At 60.9% G+C, this 18,490-nt stretch carries 12 protein-coding genes and 5 tRNA genes; 13 read left to right on the forward strand and 4 right to left on the reverse strand.

The window, feature by feature from the left end; genetic code table 11:
- Window positions 1–19 precede the first annotated feature (19 nt).
- The 13 genes from ACK41V_RS01575 to ACK41V_RS01635 all read left to right on the forward strand — a co-directional run bounded on the left by ACK41V_RS01575 (window position 20) and on the right by ACK41V_RS01635 (window position 12,853).
- The gene (locus tag ACK41V_RS01575) at window positions 20–1,255 is read left to right on the forward strand and encodes an efflux RND transporter periplasmic adaptor subunit (protein WP_409776844.1); all 1,236 of its coding nucleotides are present in this window, start codon (window positions 20–22) and stop codon (window positions 1,253–1,255) included.
- An 8-nt stretch (window positions 1,256–1,263) separates the two neighbouring features.
- Window positions 1,264–4,539, forward strand: coding sequence for an efflux RND transporter permease subunit (locus ACK41V_RS01580; protein WP_409776847.1), 3,276 nt, complete (start codon window positions 1,264–1,266; stop codon window positions 4,537–4,539).
- Between the two features lie 90 nt (window positions 4,540–4,629).
- Window positions 4,630–4,716: transfer RNA gene (locus ACK41V_RS01585), tRNA-Leu, on the forward strand.
- 75 nt (window positions 4,717–4,791) lie between these two features.
- The gene (tig, locus tag ACK41V_RS01590) at window positions 4,792–6,105 is read left to right on the forward strand and encodes a trigger factor (protein ID WP_409776850.1); all 1,314 of its coding nucleotides are present in this window, start codon (window positions 4,792–4,794) and stop codon (window positions 6,103–6,105) included.
- Window positions 6,106–6,235: 130 nt separating this feature from the next.
- The gene (gene clpP / locus ACK41V_RS01595; protein ID WP_409776852.1) at window positions 6,236–6,844 is read left to right on the forward strand and encodes an ATP-dependent Clp endopeptidase proteolytic subunit ClpP; all 609 of its coding nucleotides are present in this window, start codon (window positions 6,236–6,238) and stop codon (window positions 6,842–6,844) included.
- A 102-nt stretch (window positions 6,845–6,946) separates the two neighbouring features.
- On the forward strand, window positions 6,947–8,212 hold the full coding sequence (gene clpX / locus ACK41V_RS01600) for an ATP-dependent Clp protease ATP-binding subunit ClpX (protein ID WP_409776855.1): 1,266 nt from the start codon (window positions 6,947–6,949) through the stop codon (window positions 8,210–8,212).
- Window positions 8,213–8,337: 125 nt separating this feature from the next.
- A complete protein-coding gene (gene lon, locus ACK41V_RS01605) occupies window positions 8,338–10,770 on the forward strand; it encodes an endopeptidase La (RefSeq protein WP_409776858.1) in 2,433 nt (810 codons plus the stop codon).
- Between the two features lie 86 nt (window positions 10,771–10,856).
- Window positions 10,857–10,932: transfer RNA gene (locus ACK41V_RS01610), tRNA-Gly, on the forward strand.
- Window positions 10,933–10,988: 56 nt separating this feature from the next.
- Window positions 10,989–11,062, forward strand: a tRNA-Cys gene (locus ACK41V_RS01615).
- 177 nt (window positions 11,063–11,239) lie between these two features.
- Window positions 11,240–11,315, forward strand: a tRNA-Gly gene (locus ACK41V_RS01620).
- A 155-nt stretch (window positions 11,316–11,470) separates the two neighbouring features.
- Window positions 11,471–11,563 (forward strand) — tRNA-Leu (locus ACK41V_RS01625).
- Window positions 11,564–11,576: 13 nt separating this feature from the next.
- Window positions 11,577–12,209 carry a DUF6806 family protein gene (locus ACK41V_RS01630; protein WP_409776860.1) on the forward strand — a complete coding sequence of 211 codons (633 nt, stop codon included), beginning with the start codon at window positions 11,577–11,579 and terminating at the stop codon, window positions 12,207–12,209.
- Between the two features lie 101 nt (window positions 12,210–12,310).
- The gene (locus tag ACK41V_RS01635) at window positions 12,311–12,853 is read left to right on the forward strand and encodes a YgjP-like metallopeptidase domain-containing protein (RefSeq protein WP_409776863.1); all 543 of its coding nucleotides are present in this window, start codon (window positions 12,311–12,313) and stop codon (window positions 12,851–12,853) included.
- Between the two features lie 70 nt (window positions 12,854–12,923).
- Here ACK41V_RS01635 and ACK41V_RS01640 read toward each other — a convergent pair whose 3' ends face one another.
- The 4 genes from ACK41V_RS01640 to ACK41V_RS01655 all read right to left on the reverse strand — a co-directional run bounded on the left by ACK41V_RS01640 (window position 12,924) and on the right by ACK41V_RS01655 (window position 18,302).
- Window positions 12,924–13,862 (reverse strand): glutamate racemase, encoded by a 939-nt coding sequence (locus ACK41V_RS01640; protein ID WP_409776866.1) that lies wholly within the window; start codon window positions 13,860–13,862, stop codon window positions 12,924–12,926.
- 127 nt (window positions 13,863–13,989) lie between these two features.
- Window positions 13,990–15,576, reverse strand: coding sequence for a fumarate hydratase (locus ACK41V_RS01645; RefSeq protein ID WP_409776869.1), 1,587 nt, complete (start codon window positions 15,574–15,576; stop codon window positions 13,990–13,992).
- Window positions 15,577–15,778: 202 nt separating this feature from the next.
- Window positions 15,779–15,994 (reverse strand): hypothetical protein, encoded by a 216-nt coding sequence (locus tag ACK41V_RS01650; RefSeq protein WP_409776872.1) that lies wholly within the window; start codon window positions 15,992–15,994, stop codon window positions 15,779–15,781.
- Window positions 15,995–16,115: 121 nt separating this feature from the next.
- Entirely contained in the window at window positions 16,116–18,302 is a 2,187-nt protein-coding gene (locus ACK41V_RS01655; protein ID WP_409776875.1) for a putative bifunctional diguanylate cyclase/phosphodiesterase, read from the reverse strand.
- Window positions 18,303–18,490: the final 188 nt, after the last annotated feature.

Here is an 18,490-nt window from a genome sequence, read left to right on the forward strand (position 1 = left end):
TTTATTCACCGGATTTCCCATGCGCACACCCTCCGCCTCGCGGCCTTTTCAACGGCACTGCCGGACTTTGCTGGTGCTGGCCACCGCGGCGGTGCTGGCCGCCTGCTCGCGCCCCGCACCGCCCGAGGAGCCCGTGCGCTCCGTCAAGTTGCTGACCGTGGGCGTGGGTGCTTTGCAGTCCAGCCTGGAGTATTCGGGTGAGGTGCGGGCACGGGTGGAATCGCGTCTGGGCTTTCGCGTAGCGGGCAAGATCGTGCAGCGCCAGGCCGAGCTGGGCCAGCGCGTGCGGGCCGGGCAGGTGCTGGCCCAGCTGGACCCCAAGGACTACCAACTGGCCGCTGACGCTGCCCGCGCCCAGCTCGCCTCGGCCACCACGCAGCGTGACTTGGCGGCTGCTGACTACAAGCGCTACCAGGCACTGAAAGACCAGAACTTCATCAGCGGCGCGGAGTTGGAGCGCCGCGATGCGACGCTGAAAGCCGCCCAGGCCACGCTGGACCAGGCCCGCGCGCAGCTGTCGTCGCAAGGCAATCAGGCCACCTACACCACGCTGGTGGCCGATGTGTCTGGCGTCGTGACGGGGATTGATGCCGAACCGGGCCAGGTGGTGTCGGCCGGAACGCCCGTGGTGCGCATTGCCCAGGACGGCCCCCGCGATGTGGTGTTTGCGGTGCCCGAGGACAAGGTGGCGCAGATCACGCAGGGTTCTGAAGTGGCGGTGCGCGGCTGGTCTGGCGGCGCCAACCTGACGGGGCGCGTGCGCGAAGTGGCGGCCAGCGCCGATGCGGCGACGCGCACGTTCCAGATCAAGGTGTCCATTGATGGGGCCGATGCCCCCGCGCTGGGCTCGACGGTGTATGTCACGCCCAAGGCGCTCAGCCATGCGGGCATCGCCGCCATCAAGCTGCCCACCAGCGCCCTGCGCCAAGAGGGCCAGTCCACCGCAGTTTGGGTGTACGACGCGGCCAGCAGCACCATCAAGTCGCAAGTGGTGCAGATTGCCACGGCCGACGGCAACGAAGCCGTGGTGGCTGCGGGCCTGACCCCGGGCATGCAGGTGGTGGCCACGGGTGTGCATGTGCTCTCGCCAGGGCAGAAGGTGTTAATTTATCAGCCAAAATTGGCCTCAGCGCCCTCTGGTAAAGCGCAGACAGCTATTAATCCAGTAGCAATGCCAGATGCGCCGACCGCGCCTGTTGCGCCCGTCGTGCCCGCTGCCACGGCTGCGGCACCTGCAGCGTCCACTGCGAACTGAGGTCGACCATGACGCAAGTACAACCCAAAGAGGGGTTCAACCTCTCCAAGTGGGCGCTCGACCACCCGGCCCTCACGCGCTACCTCATGGTGGTGCTGATGTTGCTGGGCTTTGCAGCCTATTTTCAGCTGGGGCAGGACGAAGACCCGCCGTTCACCTTCCGCGCCATGGTGGTGCGCACCTACTGGCCCGGCGCCACAGCGCAGCAGGTGGCAGAGCAGGTCACCGACAAGATCGAGCGCACGCTGCAAGAGGTGCCGTACGCGGACAAGATCCGCAGCTATTCAAAGCCCGGCGAGTCGCAGATCATTTTCCAGATCAAGGACTCGTCCAAGGCCAGCGAGGTGGCCAACGTCTGGTACAGCGTGCGCAAGAAGGTGGGCGACATGCGCTACACCTTGCCCACGGGCATCCAGGGGCCGTTCTTCAACGACGACTTTGGTGATGTGTATGGCGTGATCTACGCGCTGGAGTCCGAAGGCTTCAGCTACGCCGAAGTCAAGCAGTTTGCCGACGATGCACGCCAGCAACTGCTGCGCGTGCCCGACGTGGCCAAGGTGGAACTGTTCGGGGCGCAGGACGAGAAGCTGTTCATCGAGATGTCGCAAAAGCGCCTGTCGCAACTGGGCCTCGACATGAACCAGGTGCTGGCCCAGCTGGGCCAGCAGAACGCGGTTGAAAGCGCGGGCGCCATCCAGACGCCGCAGGACCAGGTGCAGGTGCGTGTGGAAGGGCAATTCAACGCGATTGAAGACCTGCGCGCCATGCCGATCCGCGGGCCATCGGGTGCGCAACTGCGTCTGGGGGATATCGCAGAAGTCAAGCGCGGTTACGTAGACCCGGCCACCGTGAAGGTGCGCCACCAAGGGCAGGAAGTGATCGCGCTCGGGGTCTCCATGACCAAGGGCGGCGACATCATCGCGCTGGGCAAGGCGCTGCACGCAACCACGGACCGCATTGCGTCCTCGTTGCCTGCCGGCGTGAAGCTGGTCAACGTACAAGACCAGCCCAAGGCGGTGTCCACCTCGGTGAACGAGTTCGTCAAGGTGCTGATCGAGGCCGTGGTCATTGTGCTGGCGGTGAGCTTTATTGCGCTGGGGCTGCACAAGCGGCCCGGCAACCAGCCGCTGTGGAAGCGCTGGTACATCGACCCGCGCCCCGGTTTGGTGGTGGGCATCACCATTCCGCTGGTGCTGGCCGTGACCTTTTTGGCCATGTGGTACTGGGGCATTGGCCTGCACAAGATTTCGCTGGGCTCGCTGATCATTGCGCTGGGCCTGCTGGTGGACGACGCGATCATCGCGGTCGAGATGATGGTGCTCAAGCTCGAAGAGGGCTATGACAAGGTGCGCGCCGCCACCTTTGCCTACGAGATCACGGCCATGCCCATGTTGACGGGCACGCTGATTACCGCAGCGGGCTTTTTGCCCATTGGTTTGGCCAAGTCCACCACGGGCGAATACACGTTTGCCATCTTTGCGGTGACGGTGATCGCACTGGTGCTCAGCTGGATTGTGTCGGTGTACTTTGTGCCGTACCTGGGCACGTTGCTGCTTAAGCCGCCGCCGGGCCGCCCCAAGGCGGCTTACGCCCCCCTGGGGGGCAGCGAAGCACACGCAGTGGCGAGCGTGGGGGCTGAAAGCTCGCCGCCGCATGTGCTGGCCGCGCAGGCCAACCAAGCCAACCAAGGCATCGCAGACGACCCGCATGAAGTGTTTGATAGCCCGTTTTACCGCACCTTCCGCCGTTTGGTGAATTGGTGTGTGGAGCACCGGTGGCTGACCATTGGTGCGACGGTGTTGACCTTTGCGCTGGGCATTGTGGGCATGGGCCAGGTGCAGCAGCAGTTCTTCCCGGACTCAAGCCGTCCGGAAATCATGGTGGATGTCTGGTTCCCAGAAGGCACCTCCTTTGCGGGCAATGAAGCGGTCACCAAGCGGGTGGAGCAGCGTTTGTTGTCCGAACCGGGCGTGAACACCGTTAGCACCTGGGTGGGCTCGGGCGTCCCCCGTTTCTATTTGCCGCTGGACCAGGTGTTCCCGCAGAGCAATGTGTCGCAGTTCATCGTGGTGCCCAAGGACTTGAAGGTGCGCGAATCGCTGCGCGTGAAACTGCCTGCGCTGCTGGCTGAGGAGTTCCCAGAGGTGCGCGGCCGCGTCAAGCTGCTGCCCAACGGGCCGCCGGTGCCATACCCCGTGCAGTTCCGGGTGGTCGGACCTGAGCCGCTGGTGCTGCGCGAGCGCGCTGACGAAGTGAAAGCAGAGCTCCGCAAGAACCCCGACATGCGTGGCGTGAACGACAACTGGAACGAATCCGTGAAGGTGCTGCGCCTGGAGGTTGACCAAGCCAAGGCGCGCGCCTTGGGTGTGACGAGCCAGTCCATCGCCCAGGCGTCCAAGACCATCCTGTCGGGTACACAGGTGGGGCAGTTCCGCGAAGGCGACAAACTGATCGACATTGTGCTGCGCCAGCCGCTGGACGAGCGCAACGCGATCACGGACATTGCCAATGCCTATCTGCCTACGGCGTCGGGCAAGTCGATCCCGCTCACGCAGATCGCCAAGCCCGTGTTCACCTGGGAGCCCGGTGTAATGTGGCGCGAAAACCGCGACTACGCCATCACGGTGCAGGGCGACGTGACGGAAGGCCTGCAAGGCGCCACGGTGACGGCTGCGTTGCTGCCTGCGCTCAAGGAGATCGAGGCAAAGTGGCATGCAGCGGGACAGACGGGCTACCGCATTGAAGTGGCGGGCGCTGTCGAAGAAAGCTCCAAGGGGTCAGCCTCGATTGCGGCAGGCATTCCGGTCATGCTTTTCATCACCTTCACGCTGCTCATGCTGCAGCTGCACAGCTTCAGCCGCGCGATGCTGGTGTTTCTGACCGGGCCGCTGGGGCTCGCAGGCGTGGCTGGCGCGCTGATTTTGCTCAACCGTCCCTTTGGCTTTGTGGCGCTGCTGGGTGTGATCGCGCTCATGGGCATGATCCAACGCAACTCGGTGATCCTGATCGACCAGATCGAGCAGGACCGCGCCCGGGGAGTGCCAGCCTGGGACGCCATTGTGGAATCGGCCGTGCGGCGACTGCGCCCCATCGTGCTGACCGCTGCGGCTGCCGTGCTGGCCATGATCCCGTTGTCACGCAGCGTGTTCTGGGGCCCGATGGCTGTCGCCATCATGGGCGGGCTGATTGTTGCCACGGTGCTGACGCTGCTGGCCCTGCCCGCAATGTATGCCGCGTGGTTCCGCGTCAAGCGACCTTCGCCAGAGGTTCTGGGTGGCGTTTGATAGGGTGGGTGCCCGCATCAGGTAAAATAGAAGGTTGACCGATTTCACACAGGCGGCAGCTCAGCTTGCCGCCTGTTTGTTTGTAGAACCGCGCGGGTGGCGAAATTGGTAGACGCACCAGGTTTAGGTCCTGACGGTAGCAATACTGTGCGGGTTCGAGTCCCGCCCCGCGCACCACCCATGTGAGACTTTGCGGAACACGGCGCTGCTGCGCTGCAGCCAGCACGATCCACATTCATAAGAGGAATAGCCATGGCCGTTACTGTTGAAACCCTTGAGAAGCTCGAGCGCAAGATGACGCTGAGCGTGCCCGTTACCCTGATCCAGTCCGAAGTCGACACGCGCCTCAAGCGCTTGGCACGCACGGTCAAGATGGACGGTTTCCGTCCTGGCAAAGTCCCCATGACCGTGGTCGCCCAGCGCTACGGCTATTCGGTGCAGTACGAAGTGCTGAACGACAAGGTCGGTGAAGCCTTTGCCGTGGCGGCCAACGAAGCCAACCTGCGTGTTGCCGGCCAGCCCCGCATCACCGAAAAGGAAGGCGCTCCTGAAGGCCAAGTCACGTTCGACGCGATTTTCGAAGTGTTCCCTGAAGTCAAGATCGCGGATCTGGCTGACGCTGAAGTCGAAAAGCTGTCTGCTGAAGTGACCGATTCGGCCATCGACAAGACCATCGACATCCTGCGCAAGCAGCGCCGCAGCTTTGCGCAGCGCGCCATGGACGCTGCTGCACAAGACGGCGACCGCGTGACGGTCGACTTCGAAGGCAAGATCGACGGCGAGACTTTTGAGGGCGGCAAGGCCGAAGACTTCCAGTTCCTGGTTGGCGAAGGCCAGATGCTCAAGGAATTCGAAGACGCAGTGCGCGGCATGAAGTCGGGCGAAAGCAAGACTTTCCCCCTGGCATTCCCTGCTGAATACCACGGTAAGGACGTCGCCGGCAAAACCGCTGACTTCCTCGTGACCATCAAGAAGATCGAAGCCGCTCACCTCCCTGAAGTGAACGACGCTCTGGCCAAGTCGCTGGGTATCGCCGACGGTTCTGTGGACGGCCTGCGCGCTGACATCAAGAAGAACCTGGAGCGCGAAGTCAAGTTCCGTCTGCTGGCCCGCAACAAGGCGGCTGTGATGGACGCCCTGGTGTCGAAGGCCGAGTTGGACTTGCCCAACGCCAGCGTGCAATCTGAAATCGCCCGCCTGCTGGAAGGCGCGCGCGCCGAACTCAAGCAACGCGGCATCAAGGACGCCGACAAGGCCGAGATCCCTGAAGACGTGTTCCGCCCCCAAGCCGAGCGCCGCGTGCGCCTGGGACTGGTCGTGGCTGAGTTGGTTAAGGCCAACGAGCTGCATGCCAAGCCCGAGCAGCTCAAGGCTCACATCGACGAGCTGGCTGCCAGCTACGAAAAGCCCGAAGACGTCGTGCGCTGGTACTTTGGTGACCGTCAGCGTCTGGCGGACGTTGAGGCCGTTGTGATCGAAAACAACGTGACCGAATTTGTGCTGAGCAAAGCCAAGGTGGTTGAAAAGGCCGTATCGTTCGACGAACTGATGGCGCAACAGGGCTGATAGCCCGTGCCACGATGACCAGCGCTTTTTCTAAGGCGGTTGGTTGTCGAGGAGTCCACCAGGGGCTTGTGCTTTCGTGCACAAGCCCCAATTCATTTCTGGGTACAGTACCTGCTTGTCTGGAGAAAACATGAGCGCATTGGAATTACAAGGCCTGGGCATGGTCCCCATGGTCATCGAGCAGTCAGGCCGCGGTGAGCGGTCCTATGACATCTACTCGCGCCTGCTCAAGGAGCGCGTGATTTTCCTGGTGGGACCGGTCAACGACCAGACGGCCAACTTGGTGGTGGCGCAGTTGTTGTTTTTGGAGAGCGAAAACCCCGACAAGGATATTTCGTTCTACATCAATTCCCCTGGCGGTTCCGTCAGCGCTGGCATGGCGATTTATGACACCATGAATTTCATCAAGCCTGATGTGTCCACCCTGTGCACCGGCATGGCGGCCAGCATGGGTGCGTTTTTGTTGGCTGCTGGCGCCAAGGGCAAGCGTTTTGCGCTCCCCAACTCCAAGGTCATGATCCACCAGCCGCTGGGCGGCATGCAGGGTCAGGCGACCGAGATCGAGATCCATGCCCGCGAGATCCTCAAGACCCGCGAACAGCTGAACAAGATCCTTGCCGAACGCACAGGCCAGCCGCTGGAAAAAATCCAGCGCGACACTGAGCGCGACTATTTCCTGTCGGCCGAAGAGTCCAAGGAATATGGCTTGGTCGATCAGGTGATCAGCAAGCGCGCCTGATAGCCAAAAGCTCACGCGGCGGCGTTTTCCATTGCGGAAGACGCCGTTTTTTATTTGGTTATCATCCCGACAACTTTCCGTAACAAGCAAGGCATTGCCCCCATGGCCGAGAAAAAAGGCTCTTCCAGCGAAAAAACCCTGTACTGCTCTTTTTGCGGCAAAAGCCAGCATGAAGTGAAGAAGCTGATCGCTGGCCCGTCTGTCTTTATCTGCGACGAGTGCATTGACCTGTGCAACGAGATCATTCGCGACGAGCTGCCGGCCGGTGATCTGGCGCGTGAAGGCCGCAGTGATCTGCCCACCCCGATAGAGATCAAGACCAACCTCGACAACTATGTGATTGGCCAGGATGTGGCCAAGCGCACGCTCGCGGTGGCGGTGTACAACCACTACAAGCGTCTGCGCCACAAGGACAAGGCCCACAAGGATGATGTGGAGTTGTCCAAGAGCAACATCTTGTTGATTGGCCCCACAGGTTCTGGCAAGACGCTGCTGGCACAAACGTTGGCACGGATGCTGGACGTGCCATTTGTAATGGCCGACGCCACGACGCTGACCGAAGCCGGTTATGTGGGCGAAGACGTGGAGAACATCGTTCAGAAGCTGCTGCAAAGCTGCAACTACGAAGTCGAGCGTGCGCAGCGTGGCATTGTCTACATTGATGAGATCGACAAGATTTCGCGCAAATCCGACAACCCCAGCATTACGCGCGACGTGTCGGGCGAGGGCGTGCAGCAAGCGTTGCTCAAGCTGATCGAAGGCACCATGGCCAGCGTGCCTCCGCAGGGCGGGCGCAAACACCCTAACCAGGATTTTCTGCAGATCGACACGACCAACATCTTGTTCATCTGCGGTGGCGCGTTTGCGGGGTTGGAGAAGGTCATCGAGAACCGCACCGAGGCATCGGGCATCGGTTTTGGTGCCTCCGTCAAAAGCAAAAAGCAGCGTTCGCTGACCGAGGTGTTCACCGAGATCCAGCCCGAGGACCTGATCAAGTTCGGTCTGATTCCTGAGCTGGTGGGGCGCATGCCGGTGGTGACGGCGCTGGCCGAGTTGAGCGAGGACGCGCTGGTCGAGATCCTGACCGAGCCCAAGAATGCGCTGGTGAAGCAATACAGCAAATTGCTGGCCATGGAAGGCGTGGATCTTGAGATCCGTCCTGCGGCGCTCAAGGCAATTGCCCGCAAGGCGCTTGCCCGCAAGACGGGTGCCCGCGGTCTGCGCTCCATCCTGGAGCAATCCCTGATCGGTACGATGTTCGATTTGCCCAATACCAGCAATGTCGAAAAAGTGGTGGTGGACGAGTCCACCATCGAAGAAAACAAGCCTCCGCTGCTCGTCTACCGCGAAGCGGCCAAAAAGGCCTGAGATGACTGGAACGGGCGCCCTGAGGCGCCCCCTGTCCCATCAACCCTTGCGGCAGTGCGGCTGCATGCAAGGGTTGAAAATCCCCACATGTGGACCATATTCCACAGAGCACTTTGAGGATTTCCATGTCCGGACATACCCCCCTGCCAGCCACCCCTATTGACCTGCCGCTGTTGCCCTTGCGTGACGTGGTGGTGTTCCCCCACATGGTTATCCCGCTTTTTGTGGGTCGCCCCAAGAGCATCAAGGCGCTTGAGATGGCCATGGAGACTGATCGCCGCATCATGCTGGTTGCACAGAAGGCAGCCGCCAAAGATGAGCCCTCCGTCTCGGATATGTTTGACGTGGGCTGCGTGTCCACGATCTTGCAGATGCTGAAACTGCCTGATGGCACGGTGAAAGTGCTGGTCGAAGGTCAGCAGCGTGCCTTGGTGTCTTCCATCGAAGATGCTGAGACGCATTTTTTGGCGACGGTCACGCCAGTCGAGGCCACGCAGGAAGCTAACAAGCCCAGTGAAATCGAAGCTTTGCGCCGCGCTGTGATGCAGCAGTTCGACCAGTACGTCAAGCTCAATAAAAAGATTCCGCCTGAGATATTGACGTCGATCTCCAGCATCGATGATCCTGGCCGTTTGGCCGACACCATTGCGGCCCACCTTCCGCTGAAGTTGGAGAACAAGCAGGTGGTGCTGGATCTGTCCGATGTGAAAGCGCGTCTCGAAAACCTGTTCGAGCAACTGGATCGTGAAGTCGACATCCTGAACGTCGATAAAAAAATCCGTGGGCGTGTGAAGCGCCAGATGGAAAAAAACCAGCGCGACTTCTATCTGAATGAGCAAGTCAAGGCCATCCAGAAGGAACTGGGTGAGGGCGACGAAGGCGCCGACATCGAAGAGATCGAAAAGAAGATCAAACTCGCCAAAATGTCCGCCGAGGCGCGCAAGAAGGCAGAGGGCGAACTCAAGAAGCTCAAGCTGATGTCGCCCATGTCTGCCGAGGCGACCGTGGTGCGCACCTATATTGACGTGCTCATCAACCTGCCATGGAGCAAGAAGACCAAAATCAAGCACGACCTTGTCAATGCCGAGGGTGTGCTTAACGAGGACCACTTCGGCCTCGACAAGGTCAAGGACCGCATCCTTGAGTACCTTGCAGTGCAACAGCGTGTTGACAAGGTGAAGGCGCCCATCCTGTGCCTGGTGGGCCCTCCTGGCGTGGGCAAGACCTCGCTGGGCCAGTCGATCGCCAAGGCCACTGGCCGCAAGTATGTGCGCATGGCCTTGGGCGGCATGCGCGACGAGGCCGAGATCCGTGGGCACCGCCGTACTTACATCGGCGCGCTGCCTGGCAAGGTGCTGCAAAGCCTCTCCAAGGTGGGCACGCGCAATCCGCTGTTCCTGCTGGATGAGATCGACAAGCTGGGTACCGACTTCCGGGGCGACCCGTCGAGTGCGCTGCTGGAGGTGCTGGACCCCGAGCAGAACCACACCTTTGGCGATCACTACGTCGAGGTGGACTTCGACCTCTCCGACGTGATGTTCGTCGCCACGTCGAACTCGATGAACATCCCGCCGGCCCTGCTCGACCGCATGGAAGTGATCCGCCTTTCGGGTTATACCGAGGACGAGAAGACCAGCATCGCCATGAAGTACCTGCTTCCCAAGCAGTTGAAGAACAATGGCGTGAAGGATGAAGAGCTCAACATCACCGAGCCCGCCGTGCGCGATATGGTGCGCTACTACACGCGTGAAGCGGGTGTGCGTTCACTGGAACGCGAGTTGTCCAAGATCTGCCGCAAGGTGGTCAAGGGCCTGCAACTCAAGAAGCTTGAACCTCAAGTTGTTGTCACTGCAGATAACTTGCCTGACTTTTTGGGCGTGCGTAAGTACACCTACGGTCGTGCCGAGGCGCAGAATCAGGTCGGCCAGGTGGTCGGCTTGGCGTGGACAGAGGTGGGTGGCGATTTGCTCACCATCGAAGCGGCAGCCATGCCTGGCAAGGGTGTCATCACGCGTACCGGGTCGCTCGGGGATGTGATGAAGGAATCTGTGGAGGCCGCGCGCACTGTAGTGCGCAGCCGTTCACGGCTTCTTGGTATCAAGGATGAGGCGTTTGAGAAGCGTGATATTCATATTCACGTTCCAGACGGAGCGACTCCCAAGGATGGTCCCAGTGCGGGCGCGGCAATGACGACAGCTTTTGTATCTGCGCTGACGGGTATTCCTGTACGTGGTGATGTAGCCATGACGGGTGAGATCACCTTGCGTGGCGAAGTCACGGCCATTGGTGGGTTGAAAGAAAAACTGCTGGCGGCATTGCGCGGCGGCATCAAAACGGTCTTGATCCCCGAAGAGAACGTCAAGGATTTGCAGGAAATTCCGGACAACGTCAAAAGTGGCCTGGAAATCGTTCCGGTGCGCTGGATCGACAAGGTGCTGGAGATAGCGCTGGAGAGCAAACCGGTACCGCTGACCGATGAAGAAGTTGCGGTCGTAGCGGCCGCCGCTGCAGACAAATCAGCGACCACTTCGGCATCTGCAGATGGCCTGAAACATTGAGGCAAAAATTTCTTTGAAGTCTCAAAAAATGCGCTACAATTCATTCCATCGCAGCAAACGTTGTAGAATGTAAGGCTTCGATAAATGCGGGAATAGCTCAGTTGGTAGAGCGCAACCTTGCCAAGGTTGAGGTCGAGAGTTCGAGCCTCTTTTCCCGCTCCAGTTTGAAAAAAGGGAAGCAATAGCTTCCCTTTTTTTTCAAACGACAATGAAATTTTGGCGCGGTAGCAAAGCGGTTATGCCCCGGATTGCAAATCCGGTTAGTCCGGTTCGACTCCGGACCGCGCCTCCAGATACGGTCGCAATCGCCATCTGGTTCTGCCTCCTCGGAAGTAGCCTCGTGGGATCGTAAAAGGGTGGCATTGAGTGATAAAGTTTTTTGGTTTGCAATCGTATGAGCCAAAAAATAGCGATATAATTTGAGGCTTACTGATTCGCTCTGATGCTTGCATCAGAAGGGTTAGAAAATGCGGGAATAGCTCAGTTGGTAGAGCGCAACCTTGCCAAGGTTGAGGTCGAGAGTTCGAGACTCTTTTCCCGCTCCAAATTTGTAAGGGAAGCTTCGGCTTCCCTTTTTTCTTGGAGGCGCAGGGCGAGTGGGTTTGTAATCTACACCCTTGTGACCACAGAAGCGACAGGGCATTGCGCGCGTGCGCAGCCCGGGTTACGCTGCGACGCAGGTGTGCGCTGGGCAGCCGGCGCCCCGATGGTGAAATTGGTAGACACTGCGGACTTAAAATCCGCCGCTTTCCTGAAAAGGGGCGTGCCGGTTCGACCCCGGCTCGGGGCACCACTACGATTCAATCATGTCAAGTTACAACGCTCCTTTCGAAATCCACGTCCACGGACAGGTTCAGCTGCGCGCCGATGCCGGTTTTGACCAGATCCAGGAGGCGCTCAAACCCCTTTGGACCTATGCTGGTGCCCGCTCGCTGGCCGATGGCGCCGCCAGCGCCTATGAAGAGGAGCCTGGCATCAAGTTCGATGCGCAGGAGCATCTGCTGCAGATGTGTTGGACGGTGCGTGGCGATGAAGACTTTCGCCAGTCGCTCGACGAGATGTGCATGAGCCTCAATGAGCTGGCCGAGCAAGGTGCCGCCATTGAAGTGACCTTCTACGACACCGACTTTGATGAAGACGAAGAAGGGCAGAGCACCGAGTCGCGCGATGACTTTGTCATGCTGTTCGTAGGGCCCACGCCAGCAGCCATCATGCAGGTGCAGCGTGATTTGCTGGTGCAAGACGTGATCAACATGATGGAACGTCATTTTGACGGTGCCGAGTTGGGTGGCGTTGTCACCGAAATTGACAAGCTGTTCAGCCAGCGTTTTGACGCTTTGGTCAATTCCCTTGAAATTGGCAAGCCGCCCCGCGGCTCTGGTGGCTCTGGCAGTGGCCATGGTGGCGGCGGTGGCCGTCGCCCGCGCCATCTGCACTGATCTGGCCTTCGTGCAGTCGGCGCTGCGTCGGTTTTTCACACCGTTGACGCTGCTCCGGGGCACAACGTTCCGGGCTGTACGGCCTGTGTGGTTTCCAGCCCATGAAATCCGACCTTCCTTATTTGCGTTCCTACCCTGAGTCCTTGCAGGATCAGGCACGTGAGCTGCTCGCGTCTGACGGTCTGGGAGCCGTGCTTCAACGCAAGTATCCACAGGCGCACGCGGTGCGCAGCGACAAGGCTTTGTACGACTACGCACAGACGCTGAAGTCGCGCTACCTGCGCAATGCAGGCACGGTCAACAAGGTACTTTTCGACAACAAGATCCACGTGGTGCGGCATGCGCTGGGGTTGCATACGTCCGTATCCCGTGTGCAGGGCAGTCGGCTGGCGGCCAAACACGAGATTCGCATTGCGGCAATGTTCAAGCAGGCGCCCGACGAGTTTTTGCGCATGATCGTTGTGCACGAACTGGCCCACCTGCGCGAGAAGGACCACGACAAGGCCTTTTACCAGCTTTGTACGCACATGGAGCCGCAGTACCACCAGTATGAGTTTGACCTGCGCCTTTATCTCACCCACATGGAGCACGCGGGCGAGCGCCTTTGGGGTACGGAGCCTGCTGAAAAGCAGCGGCTCGGCTAGCGTTTTTTGCTATGTATTTGGTAGCTATATGCGCTTGATGGTAAAGCGCTAGAGCCCTATTTGATTCAAACTACGGCACCAAAACGGCTTCGCAGCAATCTGGGGGCAGGTCGAGCCAGCGCTGTGCTGCCGCTTGCAGCATCGGCAAAGGGCCGGTCGTGAGCAGGCGGACGCTGCAGGGCGCGGGGTCACTTTTTCCTAAAGCGTTGGGCAAAGCCATCGAAATCCCGCCCGCCCCCAGGCCGTCCCCGTTCAACAGTCCTGCCGTCTCCAGCAATCGACGCGTCTGCCGTGCCACCGGTTCGCCGGTCTCAATGAACGTGACATCAGGCCCCACGAGGGCGCGCAGTTCGTGCGCCACAAAGATGTAGTGCGTGCAGCCGAGCACAAGGGTGTCCATCTGGCCGGGCCCCTTGCCAAACGCGCCCATGGCGCGAACATACCGCTCGCACAACACACCCGTCTCGGTGGTTGAACTGATGGGGGGTGTTGCTGAGATTCCAGGCGAAGCGCCGGGGGCTGCCAGAGGTTGAGCCACGCTGCGCTCGATGGCATGGGCCAGACCGTCACAGGGCTGCACCACAAAATGGGCTTGGCCTGCCAGTGAAGCCATGAGCTTGCCGAACTTGGCACTCGTGAGCGTTCCCCGCGTGCCGACCACTCCCACATGCCCTGTGCGCGTCACCGCAAGGGCTGGCTTGATGGCGGGCTCCAGGCCCACCAGGGGCAGATCAGCGTGGCTGTGGCGTACCTCGTGGATCGCGGCTGCGGTGGCGGTATTGCATGCCACCACCAAGGCTTTGATGTGGTGCTTTTCCCGCAGGAACCGGGTGATGGCGTGTGTGCGGGCACCCACGTAAGCGTCGCCCCGTTCGCCGTAAGGTGCGTTGGCGCTGTCGGCCAGGTACACAAAACGTTCGTGGGGCAGCTCCGCCTTCAGTGCGCGCAGAACGCTCAATCCGCCCACACCGCTGTCAAAAACGCCGATGGGCTGCTGTGCCGGGTTCATAGGGTGATCGCAACGTGAAATGGGCGGGAAACTGAGGGCGAGTAGGCAGCAGAACGCACAACACTACCCAGACCAATCATGGTGCTGGCGCGGGTAGTTTGGGTTGGCGGTATCAGACCCCAGTCACTCAGGCGGCCGCCACACCGATGCCTTTGAATTCACCCGTGGCGATGCGCTTTTGCCACTCGGCCGGGCCGGTGATATGTGCGCTGGTACCGCCCGAATCCACGGCCACGGTCACAGGCATGTCGACCACGTCGAATTCGTAGATGGCTTCCATGCCCAGGTCGGCGAAGCCGACCACCTTGGCGGTCTTGATGGCTTTGCTCACCAGGTAGGCGGCGCCGCCCACGGCCATGAGGTAGGCGCTCTTGTGGTTCTTGATGCTTTCGATGGCGACCGGGCCGCGCTCGGCCTTGCCGATCATGGCAATGAGCCCGGTTTGCTCCAGCATCATGTCGGTGAACTTGTCCATGCGCGTGGCGGTGGTAGGGCCTGCGGGGCCGACGGCTTCGTTCTTGACGGGGTCCACGGGGCCGACGTAATAGATCACGCGATTGGTGAAGTCCACGGGCAGTTTTTCGCCCTTGGCCAGCATGTCCTGGATGCGCTTGTGCGCTGCGTCGCGGCCGGTCAGCATCTTGCCGTTCAGCAGCAGCGTGTCACCGGGCTTCCAGCTGGCCACTTCTTCCTTGGTCAGGGTGTCCAGGTTCACCTTCTTGCTCTTATTGTAGTCAGGCGTCCAGTTCACGTTGGGCCACAGGTCCAGGCTCGGCGGGTCCAGGTACACGGGGCCCGAGCCGTCCAGCACAAAGTGCGCGTGGCGCGTGGCGGCGCAGTTGGGGATCATGGCAATCGGCTTGCTGGCCGCGTGCGTGGGGTACATCTTGATCTTGACGTCCAGCACCGTGGTCAGGCCGCCCAGGCCTTGGGCGCCAATGCCCAGGGCGTTGACCTTCTCAAACAGCTCCAGGCGCAGGGCCTCGACCTTGTCGAGTGCGGGGCCACCCGTTTTGGCGGCTTCGGCTTTGGCCTGCAGCTCGTACATGTCGAGGTCGTCCATCAGGCTTTCCTTGGCCATCAGCACGGCTTTTTCTGCCGTGCCACCAATGCCGATGCCCAGCATGCCGGGCGGGCACCAGCCAGCGCCCATGGTGGGCACGGTCTTGAGCACCCAGTCCACCACGCTGTCGCTGGGGTTCAGCATGTACATCTTGGACTTGTTCTCCGAGCCGCCGCCCTTGGCCGCCACGGTGATGTCCACGGTGTTGCCGGGCACGATCTCGGTGAAGATCACCGCGGGGGTGTTGTCCTTGGTGTTCTTGCGGTCGAACTGCGGGTCGGCCACCACGCTGGCGCGCAGCGTGTTGTCGGGGTGGTTGTAGCCGCGGCGCACGCCTTCGTTGATGGCGTCGTCCAGGCTGCAGGGCTTGCCGTCGCTGTCGGCATCAAAACCCTCCCAGCGCACATTCATGCCCACCTTCAAGAAAACGTTGACGATGCCGGTGTCCTGGCAGATGGGGCGCTGGCCGGTGGCGCTCATCTTGCTGTTGGTCAGGATCTGGGCAATCGCGTCTTTGGCCGCCGGGCTCTGTTCGCGCTCGTAGGCGCGGGCCAGATGGGCGATGTAGTCGGTGGGGTGGTAGTAGGAGATGTACTGCAGCGCCGCAGCAACGGACTCGACGAGATCGTTGTACCGGATGGTCGTGGTCATGGTGGGGTTTTTTTAGAGAAGGACAAACCCGGCAATTATCGCCGCCTGCCTTGCACCACGCTGATGCGGGGCTGTGCCCGTTGGGCTGATCTCCAAATGACAGGTCCGCCCCAAGTCACTGGATGCGGAAACGTGGGAGATCCCTGCTGTGAGGCCGGACGCGTGCCAGCGGCACTACCAAACCGTCAAATCGCCGGACCCTTCACTTGATCCACTTGCGCTGTGCGCGCGGTTCGACCGTGATCTCCACCGATTGATGCAGGGTGGGTTTGCCGCTGTCCTTGTCGGTTTCAATGACATCCTCCAGGTCAATGTCTTTCACGTCCGAATGGATGTCATCTTCCAACTCGTCCAGGATCGCGCCCACCTTGCGTTCTGCCTCGTCGATCTCGGATTGGGGGAGTGGGGTGATGCGCATGGGGCCTCCAGGGTTTGTTGGAAACCCATTTTTTAGCGTGCGCGAGTGCCTGGCGTGTCAGCCGTTTCCGCAATCGCTGTAGTCCTGTCCGCTGGGCCAGCGGGGCCCCGCTGCGTGTGTTCTACAAGTTGCCCAGGCTACCGATCACCGAAGGCGCGAAGTCTGCTGAGCCGTCGGGTTTGTCGCCCTGTGCCCAGGACAGCAAGGTGTCTGGCGGCATGGGGCGGGCGTAGAAAAAGCCCTGCAACTCGTCGCAGCGCATGGCCAGCAGAATATCGCGCTGGCCGCTGGTTTCCACGCCTTCGGCCACCACGCGCAGCCCCAGCGCATGCGCCAGCCGAACCACCGCGTGCACTACGGCACGTGCGTCTTCCTGGTGCTCTAGGTCGTTCACAAAACTGCGGTCGATCTTGAGTTGTTTGGCTGGCAATTGGCGCAGGTAGTTCAGGCTCGAATAGCCCGTGCCAAAGTCGTCGATGGACAGAAACACGCCAATGTTGGCCAGCCCCTCAAACGCACGCTGCGTGGCCTGTGTGTCTTCCATGGCAACCGATTCCGTGATCTCGCACAGCAGTTGTGACGCGTCCACCCCATGGAACGTCAACGCGGCCCCAATGCGTTCGGCCAACCCACTTTCGCGCAACTGGTGTACCGACAGGTTGATGGCCACCCGCATGCGCATGCCGCTGCGGGCCCAGTCCGCCATCTGGCGACAGGCCTCGTCGATGACCCACGCGCCCAGCTGGTTGATGATGCCAAAGCGCTCGGCCAGGGCGATGAAGTCCAGCGGGCTCACCATGCCACGTTCTGGGTGGTTCCAGCGCAGCAGCGCCTCTACGCCATTGATACTCCCGCGTTTGCCGTCGATCTTGGGTTGGTAGTGCAAGGACATCTGGCCCCGCTTGATCGCCTGGCGCAGGTCATTTTGCAGCTCCAGCTGGTCGGACGCGTCCGAACCCATGTGGGGCTCGAACAGCGCATAGCAGTTGCCTCCGGCCCGTTTGGCCGCGTACATGGCCGCATCAGCGTTGGCCACCAGTTTGTGGCGATCCCCGTGGTCGGGGTGCACCACCACACCGATCGAGCATGCAATCTGCACCTGTTTGCCCGCCACTTCAAAAGGCTGTGACAGGGCGGCAAGCACGCGGTTGGCGATGGCGATGCAGTCGGCTGTGTTGTTCACGTCTTCGAGCAACATCAAAAACTCGTCGCCCCCCACGCGGGCCACCGTGTCGCTCTCGCGGGCTTCGGCGCGCAGGCGGTCGGCGGCTCCCATCAAGATGGCATCTCCTGCGGCGTGCCCAAACGAATCGTTGATGGGTTTGAAGCCGTCCAGATCCACAAACAGCACCCCCAGGCGCTCTTCGACGCGGTGGTGGTTGGCGCGCTCCAGGCGCAGCAATGCATGGATCAACCGGTCTTCAAACAACAGGCGGTTGGGCAGCCCAGTCAGCGCATCGGCAAACGCACGTTGCTGCAATTCAGCGTTGGCGTCTTGCAACTTGGCGTTGCTCTCTTGCAGCGACTGGGTGAGCAAGCGCGCTGTGCTTTGCAGGCGGGCGTCCAGGATGGACGTGAACAACGTGCTGATCAGCAGCATGCCCGTGGCGATGATGATCACTGCGGTCAGGCCCGGGCCTCCGAGGGCATTGGCGCTAAGGCACACGCTGCCTTCCGGAAAACTGGCCGCTGCCATACCGGTGTAATGCATGCCGCAGATCGCAATCGCCATCACCACCGACGCAACTGCCTGGTACAGCGGCCGCCGCGTGTTGTTCACCCTGTGCAGCAGATGAAAAAGCGACAGGGCAGAAGCAGACGCCAGCACCGCCACCGCGACCGACAGTGCCACCAGTTTCCAGTCCCACACGATGGCGATCGACATCTCCATGGCCTGCATGCCGATGTAGTGCATGGCGCAGATGCCGCCCCCCATGGCCAGCGCGCCCACCGCCAGTTGCCCCGCGCGAAACCGCGGCAAGCTGGCCACGCCCAGCGCCACCGCCGATGCACCCACGGCCGCCACCCAGGACAGCAGCGTCATCAAGCCGGTGTAGCCCAGCGCGATGGGCAGCCGAAATGCCTGCATGCCCAAAAAGTGCATGGCCCAGATGCCAGTGCCCATCACCAGCGACCCCGCCAACCACCAGGTCAGCCCAATACGGCGCTGGGACGTGCGCACACGCCGCGCCAGGTCCAGCGTGACAAAAGACGCCAGCACCGCAATCACGAACGAGGCGGCCACCACCAGCGGGTCGTGGCTGGAGGGCATGAAGCCGAGCGACGGCGGTGCGATTTCGGGGAACATGCGGAACAGAAAGAAAAGGGAAGAGGGGCCCGCCGCAGGCGGTGGGGGACAACCATACCGCGAGGTGGCAAGGTTGGGAACGCGCTGGCAACACGTTCTTACGGGTTCAGTGCCCGCATCGCTGGGTAAATTCGCGCATCGCGCACGAATTGTCCGATTTTATGAAACAAGCTGTAACCTTCGTTGGC

Source organism: Acidovorax sp. (genome assembly GCF_046291265.1).
Taxonomy (GTDB): domain Bacteria; phylum Pseudomonadota; class Gammaproteobacteria; order Burkholderiales; family Burkholderiaceae_C; genus Acidovorax.